Raw genomic sequence first — 11,441 nt, forward strand, 5'->3', positions numbered from 1 at the left:
ATAATTAATTGGGAGAGAAACCCGGATTAGAATCCGACAATACCATCTCAGGTTCTACTGATTTTTCAACGCTTGTATCAACCTTTTTGCCATCGTTGCTCGATTTATAAAACGTAACGTGCTTCGCATCCGACAGGACAGTTTTGGACGGCTCCAGAGCCTTGCCCTGATTGAACTGCTTGGAAAGTTGGTGCAGATCCTTTTTCAACTGGTTAATGCGGACAGAGGATTCCACCAACTCCTTGCATTTCACCGAAAATGGATAATAGGCATAACGGCATTTTTTACCCTGATAGGGAGTGGGCGAGTGAATAGAATCCCGCGTGGTGGGGATAATGGCATTTTGATTTAACCAGGTTTTGAGGGAGTTGTAGTCAGTTATCTTGGTGGAACCTGGCACTGCGTGCCATTTGTCATGGTCAAGGTATTCTTTTACAAACAGCACAGGGCGTTCGAGTTCCATTTTTTCGAATAATTCATCTTCAAGCGCCGGGGTTTTCTTTTGATCCATAGCCTCCGCAACTTCAGATAAATTTTTAGCCAATTGGTAATGGCGTTCTAACTCGGCTTTAAGCTTCTCTGCCTGCTCATGAAAATGAACCAGGGTTGTGGCTTGTTTTAGCGCATCCGGTTGAATGGTGTTTGTGGCTTCCTGAAGTAAGTCCCGCATTTCATGGACATCGGGAAGATTAGATTCAATGGCATCATGTTCCTGTTGGAGCTCATCGAGATCAATTGTTTGCGGATCATGAGGATGAGAATTATTGGCGGGGATAACAAGCCGGTGAATAAGGACCAGCAGGGACTGACCGGTTGATGAAAAATAACCGATAGGTTGAGCAAAATTCTCAAATATACCTGCCCATCCATCATAGAGTGCAGCGCCAAAGCCCTCAAAAAATACTTTAAGTGCATCACCAATAGCCAAGCCTATACAATAAAGGGACACAATGGGGACAGCGCAGACACTGACAAACAAGGCGAATGGTGCAAGCAGTACGCCAAAGATCATGGCCAATGTAGAATTGACACCCAGAATATTGAGTGAAAAGCCTAGAAGGACAGGTGACATCACCACAAAAGCAATGGTTAATCCTACAAAACCTAAAGCCACAAAGAATTGAACCAATAAATATTTAATTAATAACAAGAAGGGGCCGAGCAGGAAAGCGGATGCGTGGTTTAAAAATTTGAGCATGATAGAACCTTAGCCAGAATCTGACAGCAGGCCTATCCTACCGCTGGGCAACCCGTTAGGCAAGCGCATTGTGCTCATTCAGTAGTCCAAGAAATTGCTGACCGTAGCGTTCGAGTTTGTATTGTCCGACCCCGGTAATATTACGAAGTTGCATTAAGGTGGCTGGTTTTTTATCCACCATCTCCTGCAGCGTCATGTCACTAAAAATCATAAACGGTGGTTTATCCTCTTCCTGTGCGAGTTCGCGCCGTAATTGACGCAGTTTTTCAAATAAGGGGTCATTCAGGCATGTCACCGCTTTTTTGCCGGATTTAGGCGCAGGTAAATCTTTGGCTGGCAAGGTCAGGGAAACCCGTTCTTCCCCACGCAATACCGGAATGGCTTTTTGCGTAAGGCGCAGCACGTTGAATTGGCTGATGTCCTGATAACAATAACCCCTGTGAATCAGCTGCCAGGCGAGATGCTTCCAGTAGTGTGCTGAGCGGTCGCGGCCTATACCAAAGGTGCTCAACTGGTCATGATGAGCCGTTTTGATTTTTTCAGAAGTCACCCCGCGCAGGACCTCAATGGTGTAACTCATGCCATAACCCTGCCGCAGGCGATAAATACAGGACAATAATTTTTGGGCCTCTTCAGTCGCCTCTTCAATGCGGGGCGGATGATCACAGACATCGCAGTAATTGCAGCTGGCCGGGGTGCTCTCATCAAAATAGTTTAAGAGAATCTGGCGTCGGCAATGGGCCGCTTCTGCAAAGGCCAGCATGTGATTTAGTTTGGCGCTATCAACGCGTTGCTGCCCCTCATTGTCTGAGGCGGCAATCCAGGCGCGAAGCCTTGCGCTGTCTGCCGGGTCAAACAGTAGTAAAGCCTGAGCCGGCAAACCATCCCGGCCGGCGCGCCCTGTCTCCTGGTAATAACTTTCAATGCTCTTCGGCAGGTCATAATGAACGACAAACCGCACATTGGGTTTGTCAATGCCCATGCCGAAAGCAATGGTGGCAACGACGATATCAATCTCGTCATGCCTGAAAAGCGTCTGAACCTGGCGGCGTTCTTCATGACTTAATCCGGCGTGGTAAGCACGTGCCCGTAATCCTTCGTCTTTCAATTTTTCAGCCAGGCGTTCTACGCCATTGCGGGTGCTGCAGTAAATAATGCCGGCCTTCTCGGCTTGGCTGTTTAAAAATTGTAGCAATTGCCGACCGGGATTATTCTTTAAAAGCACGCGATAATGAATATTGGGGCGATTAAACGAGGCAACGTAGCATGTCGGAGCGTAATTGAGGCGGGCGATGATATCGGTACGGGTTTGTTGATCGGCGGTGGCTGTTAAAGCAATAACGGGTATGCAGGGAAAATGGGTTTTTAATAGACCCAGGGTACTGTATTCCGGGCGAAAATCATGCCCCCACTGCGAAATGCAGTGGGCCTCATCAATGGCAAACAACGCAAGTTCGCACTGCTTCAGGCGTTCAAGAAAAGCGGGGTGTACCAGACGTTCCGGGGCAATGTAGAGTAAATCGAGTGCCTCATGATGCAATTGCGACAGAACCTGCTTGGCCTCCTCGCCCGACAGGGACGAATTGTAATAAGCTGCACGCACGCCCAGGGCCTTAAGTGCCGCAACCTGATCTTCCATCAAGGCAATCAGGGGGGATACGACAATGGCAACACCGCGCCGAATCAGGGCCGGGATCTGATAACATAAGGATTTGCCGCCGCCTGTGGGCATCAGTACTAATAAATCTTTGCCCTGAACAAGATCATCAATAATCGTTTTCTGTAAACCTCGGAAGCTGTCAAAGCCAAAATATTTTTTTAAGGCCAGCGCGGCTTCGTCAGCATGTGAGGCAGACGTATGGCTCGTTTCCATGTGATTATTTTTTCTTTTTTTATTTCACGAACGCTAAAAATTGGCAATAATATCATTTTTTAGGAAGGCCTCCACCTAAAACGACGTTATTCTGTTTAATGATGGGGCTTGAAAACTAAGGACGGGTTATGGATTTTCAATTGACAGACGAACATGTGGCTTTTCGTAACATGGCCGCTGAGTTTGCCCGCAACAAGTTGGCTCCCCATGCTGCTGCCTGGGATGAACAGGACTATTTCCCCGTTGACATTCTGCGTGAAGCCGCCTCGCTTGGCATGGCCGGTATGGTGGCCTCTGAAGACATTGGCGGAGCGGGGTTAAAACGCCTTGATGCCGCTTTGATTTTTGAACAGCTTGCCATGGGATGTGTGACCACCAGCGCGTTCCTCTCCATCCACAACATGGTGACTACCGCCATTGATCGGTATGCGGCGGAACCCTTGAGAAGTACCTGGGGTAAACGCCTTACCGCCATGGACGCCATTGCCAGTTACTGCCTCACTGAACCTGAATCAGGATCTGACGCGGCCTCTTTAAAAACCCGCGCGGTGAAAGAGGGCAATTATTATGTCTTAAATGGCGCCAAGGCGTTTATCTCAGGCGGCAGTGTCAGCGACATCTACCTGTGTATGGTAAGAACCGGCGATTCAACGCATCAGGGTATTTCCTGCTTTCTGGTTGAAAAAGACACTCCGGGTTTAAGTTTTGGCAAATTGGAAAAGAAAATGGGCTGGCGTAGCCAACCGACCTGCATGGTTTATTTTGAAAATTGCCGTGTGCCTGCCAGCCATCTTGTTGGCGAGGAAGGGATGGGATTTAAAATCGCCCTCAATGCCTTAAATGGCGGCCGCGTCAATATTGCCGCCTGCTCGCTGGGCGGGGCGGCCGCCTGTTTGCGGCAAACGCGAAATTATATGAATGAACGCCGGCAATTTGAGAAAAAGCTCACGCAATTTCAGGCCTTGCGTTTTTATTTTGCCGACATGCTCACCGATTTTGAGGCCGCGCGCCTGATGGTGTATCGCGCAGCCGATGCTTTGGATAAAAAAGATGAGCAGGCACCCATGTACTGTGCCATGGCCAAACGGCTGGCGACGGATATTGCCTTTCGTATCAGTGACAGGGCCATGCAGATTCATGGGGGTTATGGTTATCTGCATGATTACCAGATTGAACGCATCTTTCGCGATTTGCGCGTGCATCAGATCCTCGAAGGGTCGAATGAAATCATGCGGGAAATCATAGCCAAGGCCACCCTGGATGAAGACTATTCAATCGAATAACAGGAGTTATTATGAATGTAATTGAACAATCACTGGACAGCGACGGGATTCTCACGTTGACGCTGAACCGTCCTGAAAAACTTAACGCGTTAAGCCAGGACGTGTTGTTCCTGTTGTCAGATCTGTTGACTCAGGCTAAAGATAACCCACAAGTACGGGCGCTACTCCTGACTGGTAATGGCAAGGCCTTTTGCGCAGGCGCTGATATTTCTCGGTTGGCTGAGTGTCATGCCGAAACCGGGTATCAATTCGCCTGTGATGGCCAGGCTGTGTTCAGGCAGTTGGAAACCTTGGGAAAACCCTCGCTTGCGGCAGTCAATGGGTTTGCCTTTGGCGGCGGGTGTGAACTGGCCATTTCAGCGACACTGCGCATCGCGTCTTTGGCTGCTAAATTCGGTCAGCCGGAAGTGAAGCTCGGGGTGATTCCGGGCTACGGTGGTACGCAGCGCCTGGCTCGTTTAATTGGTAAGGGGCGTGCGCTTGATTTGTGTTTAACCGGCCGTTTTATCGATGCCGAGACAGCTTTGCAATGGGGTTTGGTCAGTGCAGTCACCGAACCGCATCAATTGCTGGACGAAGGCCGCCAGATTCTGAGAGGCATTCTCAGCATGGCGCCGCTGGCTATCCGAAGCGTTATGGAAGTGATTGATTACGGTTACGATTTATCGCTTAACGACGCCTTGCACCTTGAGGCCGTGCATTTTTCCAAAGTGTGTGCCAGCGAGGATAAAAAAGAAGGGGTTAACGCCTTTTTAAACAAACGCCAACCCGTATTCAAAGGGGAATAACATGACAGCGGATATCCTGTTTTCAAGGCAGCGTCATCTGGGGATTGTCACGTTAAACCGTCCAGACGCGTTAAATGCCCTGACCTTGCCCATGATTAAAGCCATGCAGCATCAATTACTGCAGTGGCAGAAGGATAATGCCATACATGCTATTGTTATTCAGGCAGAACCTGGAAAAGCGTTTTGTGCCGGCGGCGATGTGCGTTGGCTGTATGAAGCGGGCAGAAAAAAAGATCCCGAGCAAATGCAGTTTTTCTGGCATGAATACCGTTTGAATCATTTCATTCACCAGTTGAATAAACCGTACATTGCCCTGATGGATGGCATCACCATGGGCGGTGGAGTCGGGGTGTCCCTGCATGGCTCTCATCCGGTTGCCAGTGAACGTTTTGTCTTTGCCATGCCTGAAACCGGTATTGGTTTTTTTCCCGACATTGGCGCCAGTTATTTGTTGGCACGCTGCCCCGGTCAAGCAGGTATTTACCTTGGGTTAACCGGCAATCGCCTCAATGTCGAGGAAGCATTGACGATGCAGCTTGTGAAACAACATGTGCCCAGCCAGCAATTTCCTGATTTACTAAACGCTCTGATTGGAGCTGATTTATCAAACGATGCTTACCGCGCTGTTGATGATTGCCTGAGCCGGTTTGCGGCGCGCAGGAGCAACGCCGAGATTGAAAATCACCTGGCGGAAATTGATCACTGTTTTCGCTACCCTCATGTCGAGTCTATCCTGGATTCCTTGCTGGAAATCGACAGTGAGTGGACTAAAAATATCGCGTCCAAATTACATGAAAAATCGCCATTGAGTTTAAAAATAACCCTTGAACAAATTCATAAGGCAAAAACTCTGTCGATGGCGGAGTGCATGAAAATGGATTACTGCCTGGTTAGCCATTTCATGAAAGATGAGGATTTTTATGAGGGGGTGCGTGCCTTATTGGTGGATAAAGACAAGGCGCCAAAATGGCGCCCCGATTGCCTCGAACGCGTAACCTCAGCCAAAGTGGCTGATTATTTTGAGTGCGAAGATACGCTTGATTTAATTAATGAGTAGCCTCAGAGCGGCCCCGTTTCAGGCTCATCCAAATCCATGTCCTCGCTTACCGGGTTTAGATTCACTTCGTTCTCCTTAAGGGCCGATGACATGCTCTTGGCAAAAAAAGCCCCGTGTGTTTCTGCCCAGCGCGGGGATAGCAATGATTTCAACCAGCGAAGCATGCAACTGAAGGGATCCGTATCGCGATGTGTGGCAAGCATGTTCTGAGCCTCGTTGACTTCTTTATGCAAATTGTTAAGGGCAATAGCGGGCGACTGAGATTGCATCAGAATGTTAATCATCCGGTTCACCACCTTGCCCTTTTGAATGTACAATTCATCCTGGTCTGCAGCGGTTTCTTCTTGTCCGATTTCCGCGGTTCTATTTTCTTGATCAAGGTGTTCTTTATAATCGCAAAGGATTTGAATCGCCTGAATCAGCTTCTCAGTCTGCTGTACGATAAGCGCTTGTTGTGCCTCCGTGGTGGCCTGTTTAAGGGCATTTCGCGCATTGTATAGAACAATAATCATCAGCATTTTTTCCTGAACTGAAAAACCATTAACCAGACAGAATTGTTCCAAGCTATCCAGTTCACTCCAATGCGTCAAAAACTGGCTGTGAGCCACCAAGTCGCTAAGCTGTAGGGGAATATGGCGGTTTGGAAAAGAGAACCACGGTTTTTCGGGAAATAAATGCATCGTTATGGCGGCGACATCCTCTGGGGAGGCATTTTTTTGTAATTCGCCATTCAAAAATTTAAGATTAGCTGCATGATCATAGAGTTTTTTTTGCAGTAAACCCTCTGGGGATAAATAGAGTTGATGAAGCTCAAATAAATAGCGCTGGTTGTCATCCGTGTCCTGAAATGATTCACTGAGTACATGAGCGGCTAGTTCAGGGGCTGCCAGGGCTAAAGCGCAACCGATGTAATGCCTGACCTTGTCAAAATCTGAAGATTTTTTGAGTTTGACGGCATGGCTGCCAATGATGGCATGATCGCGTGATTCACTCTCTGCCACTGGTTCAAAAAATGACGCCTCCTCGATGGCGAATGTTTTAGACTCCGCTTGTTCACGCGCTGTATCGGGAAAATTGTAGCAAACCAAATCCAGCATGCCTCCTTTGGCATAACGCGGGCGTTTTTTATCAGGGACATCCAGGACGTTTTCCAGGCTGGTTTTATAAGTCGATTCGCGTGATTCCCGATGATTACCCAACGGGGCCATCACCAGGCTTTGCATGGCTGGTATGCGGTGGCCTTCGTTCCAGCTGTTGATTGACTTTTCATTGCCCTGTAATTGATTGCGAGTATTGGCATCAAACCCGGATACAACCGTATCGGGCAGCCGTTGACACAATTGCTGGTAATTGGTTGCTGAGACGCGTTGGGCTTGGTGAATATTAGCCCAATCGAGTGCTCGGGTTTCCTCTTTTGAGGAATCAAGGTGGGCGCTGGTTAAATTCAGGATGAATTGTTCATTATTTTTTTCCACGGTCACATGGGAAAAAACGCCGCCTTTATTGTAGGCTGAGCCCGAAATTCGTGCGCCTCGGCGAATGCGGAGCTGATCTTCTTCATTCTTTTTAATCATTACTTCCTGGCTATGGATGGCAAGGATCATAATGCCTGTGCGTTTATGTAGCTGGGTTTTTCCCTTCGTATGCGTGACCATTTGATGAATGGGGGTAATGGTCAGGTTGCCGGGTAAATTGGCTTGAAGTTCATCTTTCGTTTTTCCAAAGTCGGCTTCCTGGCAAAAAATGAACGTAATGTCCGCATCCTGAACGGCAGCCTGAATGTTTTGCGTGGCTGCTTCGCCGGGCGTCCCATTACCGCAATTGGCGGTAAGCGCTTTAAAAGTTAACATGCACTTCCTTAAAGGATTGAATACGTCTAACCCGGTTATTTTATCCTGAGTGATTATTAATTGTACATATGCATAGTATAAATCCAAAAGAAAAACTTGCTCCAGCATGGGATAAAATTGTTTGTTCGCGTAATTTCACTTAAAATTCGCGGCATGAATCAATCGCAGGCAAGATTATGACCGATTTTTATCTGGACTTTCGAAAACGAAGAACGTTTGCCATTATTTCCCACCCTGATGCGGGTAAAACCACGGTAACGGAAAAATTGCTCCTGTTTGGGGGCGCCATCCAGCTGGCCGGTACCGTAAAAGGCCGTAAAGCCGACCGGCATGCCACATCGGACTGGATGGAAATGGAAAAGGAAAGGGGAATTTCCATTACCACCTCGGTGATGCAGTTTGTGCACAATGATCATGTGATGAATTTGCTGGATACTCCGGGTCACGAAGATTTTTCGGAAGACACTTACCGTACCCTGACAGCGGTTGATTCGGCGTTGATGGTGATTGATGTGGCCAAAGGGGTAGAAGACAGAACGGTGAAACTGATGGAAGTCTGCCGCTTGCGCGATACACCCATCATGACCTTCATTAACAAGCTTGACCGTGAGGGCCGTGAACCCATTTCGTTACTGGATGAAGTTGAAACCGTTCTTGGCATTCAATGCGCGCCGGTGACCTGGCCTGTGGGGATGGGTAAGCGCTTTAAAGGCATTTATCACCTCTACCAGGATACGGTTTATATTTACCAACCCGGTAAAAACACACAAAAGCAGGATGCCTTGCAAATCAAGGGCCTGGATAATCCCAAACTCGATGAATTGTTGGGTGAAAGCGCGCAGGAGCTTCGCGATGAAATTGAACTGGTAAAAGGCGCTTCCCATGCGTTTAATCTCGATGATTACCTTTCGGGGAAAATGACACCGGTTTATTTTGGTTCGGCCATCAACAATTTTGGGATTAAAGAATTATTGGATGATTTTGCGCAATACGCGCCAGGCCCGATGCCGCGTCAGGCCATGGAAAGAATGGTACAGCCAGAAGAAGACAATTTCAGCGGTTTTGTTTTTAAAATCCAGGCGAATATGGATCCGAAACACCGTGATCGCATCGCCTTTTTGCGCATTTGTTCAGGGACTTTTAAAAAAGGGATGAAGCTTAATCACCTGCGTCTGAATAAAGAGGTGCAGATTGCGAATGCCCTGACGTTCATGGCGGGTGATCGTTCGCATGCGGAAATAGCTATGGCTGGAGACATTATTGGTCTGCATAACCATGGTACCATTCGCATTGGCGACACCTTCACTCAGGGAGAGACGCTCAAGTTCACCGGCATTCCCAATTTTGCGCCGGAACTCTTCCGTCTGGTACGCTTAAAAGATCCTTTAAAGAGCAAAGCTCTGATTAAGGGATTGATTGAATTATCGGAAGAGGGGGCAACGCAGGTGTTCAGGCCGTTAAACAGCAATCAGCTGATTTTGGGTGCAGTTGGAACCCTGCAGTTTGATGTGGTGGCTCATCGCCTGAAACACGAGTATAAGGTGGATTGTGTTTATGAGGCTGTCAATGTCACCTGCGCCCGCTGGGTCTATGCCGATGATGAAAAAGCCATGAATGAATTTAAGGTCAAGGCTCATGATTACTTGGCATTGGATGGCAGCGATACCCTGATGTACCTGGCTCCCACGCGGGTCAACCTGACGATGGCTGAAGAGCGTTATCCAAAAATCCAATTTTCGGCGACACGCGAACACTGACAGGATTTCTCTCGATGAACGGATTTAATATTAAAAACGCTTGTTTACCTTGGGTGCTGTCTTTATGCACGGCATCCCATTTTTGAATGAAGATGGCCATGTGCATGAAGCGGGGAAGCCCCCTATTAATCCAAAGGCTACGTTTAAATGAGCGGCGCGGCTTAAGATTTCCCCCTCTATCGAGGGGGTATACAGTTTAAGTGGAGCAGGTTGCCTTCACGGTGTGGGGACCATAATTAGTCAGTTCCACCTGGGCACCCGAATCAGCACTGATTTCAATGTGATCGCGATTGTGGATAGTAATGACGGTTTGTTGGCCTTTATTGAGTGGCATGCCATTAATTTTACCGGATTTGCTCAACGCCTTGACAAGAATATTATTGCTGGGGTCTTCGCTGTGCATGACGCAGGTCGCTGTTACAGTCCAGAAAAAGTAATTGGAAAACACTTGCGGACTATTCGGGGGAAGATCGTATTCCACGGTAATTCCTGGGGCAAGCTCGTGATGCGCTGCAGCCAGTGCGGAAGCACTGAAAAGGGCGCAAGCGGCCAGTAAAGTACAACCTGTTTTTTTAAGCATTGTTGCTCCTTGGTGTCAATTTAGGGAGCTAAGATAACTTTATTTTTATTCTCTGGCAAATAAAGCGGCATATTGAGCGGAAGAATGTGTATAGCGGTTGAGGAGAATGATGTTGGTTAAGAACCATTGGCATCATCCTACTTTCCACCGCCCAACGGTCAGGATAGGGTATTCGCCGGGATCTCCATATCCTCAGCCCATAACCTGCGATTGTCAAATTTATCGAGTTGTCGGCGCTCTCGAATTCCTGCAAAAAAATTATGCCGTTTTTGTTCCTGTCGTTTTGCTTTAAAGCAATCATTGTATGGAAAGTGTTTGGATAAATAGTACTGGTGAAATTTCGAACATGAAGTGGAATCGTCTTCATCTTGAGCCTGTTGCTTGCTCGGAGGAACTGTGAATCTCACCTGTTCAGCCGGTAAGTAGTAGGCATCCACGATTGAAAATAATTGACCGCTTTCATTGGGTGAGGTCAAACTGCCACGGTAGTAGTGAATATGGTTTTCCTGAAGATGTGGCAGGTAATCCTTAATCAGTTTGGCCATCTGAGAATTTTTTTCCTGACTTCCACAACAATACAAGTGGATATTCTGAATTTTGTGATGAATAAAAACAAATTCATGACTCAAACGTCGGGCGGCTTCCTCAATGGAGATGTCATCGCTTAAGTCAAGGTTACTGTTATTGTAAAGCTTAAGCTCTGCACCGGAAGATCCATGAGCACAGAGGAAGATAGAAGCATCGGGCGGAATGGCATCGTAATTAATTTCATCCTGATAAAAGATAACCTGAATGGTCTGTCCAAAATTCTGAGTATGGTTTTTTACCCACGAATCCATTCCTGCCGCTAAGTCACCCGCCTGGTTTCTGGGGAAAGGAACATATAAAACAATCATAACATCGTAACCAAAGTGAATATGGCTACTTATTGTATGATACTTTCCTTAACGGATGCTTATCTCTATGTTAATGCATCTCCTCCAGCCACGGCCTACGCACTTCAATTTTCAATCAAACTGAGCAAATTTTCTAAAAAGGAATTGTCCCATCCACCG

At 47.5% G+C, this 11,441-nt stretch carries 9 protein-coding genes; 4 read left to right on the plus strand and 5 right to left on the minus strand.

Annotation, left to right across the window (positions count from 1 at the left end; all coding sequences use genetic code 11):
- Window positions 1–4: 4 nt before the first annotated feature.
- Window positions 5–1,198 carry a DUF2628 domain-containing protein gene (locus Lery_RS13525; RefSeq protein ID WP_058527756.1) on the minus strand — a complete coding sequence of 398 codons (1,194 nt, stop codon included), beginning with the start codon at window positions 1,196–1,198 and terminating at the stop codon, window positions 5–7.
- A 55-nt stretch (window positions 1,199–1,253) separates the two neighbouring features.
- Window positions 1,254–3,071, minus strand: a complete 1,818-nt coding sequence (gene recQ, locus Lery_RS13530; protein ID WP_058527757.1) for a DNA helicase RecQ — start codon at window positions 3,069–3,071, stop codon at window positions 1,254–1,256.
- A 128-nt stretch (window positions 3,072–3,199) separates the two neighbouring features.
- Between recQ and Lery_RS13535 the strand changes: the two genes are divergently transcribed.
- The 3 genes from Lery_RS13535 to Lery_RS13545 are packed head-to-tail and all read left to right on the plus strand — an operon-like array spanning window position 3,200 to window position 6,199.
- Window positions 3,200–4,354 (plus strand): acyl-CoA dehydrogenase family protein, encoded by a 1,155-nt coding sequence (locus Lery_RS13535; RefSeq protein ID WP_058527758.1) that lies wholly within the window; start codon window positions 3,200–3,202, stop codon window positions 4,352–4,354.
- 11 nt (window positions 4,355–4,365) lie between these two features.
- A complete protein-coding gene (locus tag Lery_RS13540) occupies window positions 4,366–5,142 on the plus strand; it encodes an enoyl-CoA hydratase/isomerase family protein (RefSeq protein ID WP_058527759.1) in 777 nt (258 codons plus the stop codon).
- A gap of 1 nt (window position 5,143) precedes the next feature.
- Window positions 5,144–6,199: an enoyl-CoA hydratase/isomerase family protein gene (locus tag Lery_RS13545; protein WP_058527760.1), complete on the plus strand. Its 1,056-nt coding sequence runs from the start codon at window positions 5,144–5,146 to the stop codon at window positions 6,197–6,199.
- A gap of 2 nt (window positions 6,200–6,201) precedes the next feature.
- On the opposite strand, the gene Lery_RS13550 is transcribed toward Lery_RS13545, so the two are convergent.
- Window positions 6,202–8,049, minus strand: a complete 1,848-nt coding sequence (locus tag Lery_RS13550; protein WP_058527761.1) for a hypothetical protein — start codon at window positions 8,047–8,049, stop codon at window positions 6,202–6,204.
- Window positions 8,050–8,225: 176 nt separating this feature from the next.
- Here Lery_RS13550 and Lery_RS13555 point away from each other — a divergent pair, with 176 nt between their 5' ends.
- Window positions 8,226–9,806 (plus strand): peptide chain release factor 3, encoded by a 1,581-nt coding sequence (locus Lery_RS13555; RefSeq protein WP_058527762.1) that lies wholly within the window; start codon window positions 8,226–8,228, stop codon window positions 9,804–9,806.
- A gap of 196 nt (window positions 9,807–10,002) precedes the next feature.
- Here the strand turns inward: Lery_RS13555 and Lery_RS13560 are convergent, their stop codons facing one another.
- Both Lery_RS13560 and Lery_RS13565 read right to left on the minus strand, forming a co-directional pair.
- Window positions 10,003–10,386: a hypothetical protein gene (locus tag Lery_RS13560; protein WP_058527763.1), complete on the minus strand. Its 384-nt coding sequence runs from the start codon at window positions 10,384–10,386 to the stop codon at window positions 10,003–10,005.
- A gap of 158 nt (window positions 10,387–10,544) precedes the next feature.
- Window positions 10,545–11,282 (minus strand): hypothetical protein, encoded by a 738-nt coding sequence (locus Lery_RS13565; protein ID WP_131751081.1) that lies wholly within the window; start codon window positions 11,280–11,282, stop codon window positions 10,545–10,547.
- Between the last annotated feature and the right edge of the window lie 159 nt (window positions 11,283–11,441).

It is taken from the genome of Legionella erythra, from assembly GCF_001467615.1.
GTDB lineage: Bacteria > Pseudomonadota > Gammaproteobacteria > Legionellales > Legionellaceae > Legionella_C > Legionella_C erythra.

What these genes read in the sequence shown, in the direction of transcription:
- Lery_RS13525 (WP_058527756.1), bottom strand. Translation starts at nt 1,198, where the DNA reads ATGCTCAAATTTTTAAACCACGCATCCGCTTTCCTGCTCGGCCCCTTC.
- recQ (WP_058527757.1), bottom strand. Translation starts at nt 3,071, where the DNA reads ATGGAAACGAGCCATACGTCTGCCTCACATGCTGACGAAGCCGCGCTG.
- Lery_RS13535 (WP_058527758.1), top strand. Translation starts at nt 3,200, where the DNA reads ATGGATTTTCAATTGACAGACGAACATGTGGCTTTTCGTAACATGGCC.
- Lery_RS13540 (WP_058527759.1), top strand. Translation starts at nt 4,366, where the DNA reads ATGAATGTAATTGAACAATCACTGGACAGCGACGGGATTCTCACGTTG.
- Lery_RS13545 (WP_058527760.1), top strand. Translation starts at nt 5,144, where the DNA reads ATGACAGCGGATATCCTGTTTTCAAGGCAGCGTCATCTGGGGATTGTC.
- Lery_RS13550 (WP_058527761.1), bottom strand. Translation starts at nt 8,049, where the DNA reads ATGTTAACTTTTAAAGCGCTTACCGCCAATTGCGGTAATGGGACGCCC.
- Lery_RS13555 (WP_058527762.1), top strand. Translation starts at nt 8,226, where the DNA reads ATGACCGATTTTTATCTGGACTTTCGAAAACGAAGAACGTTTGCCATT.
- Lery_RS13560 (WP_058527763.1), bottom strand. Translation starts at nt 10,386, where the DNA reads ATGCTTAAAAAAACAGGTTGTACTTTACTGGCCGCTTGCGCCCTTTTC.
- Lery_RS13565 (WP_131751081.1), bottom strand. Translation starts at nt 11,282, where the DNA reads ATGATTGTTTTATATGTTCCTTTCCCCAGAAACCAGGCGGGTGACTTA.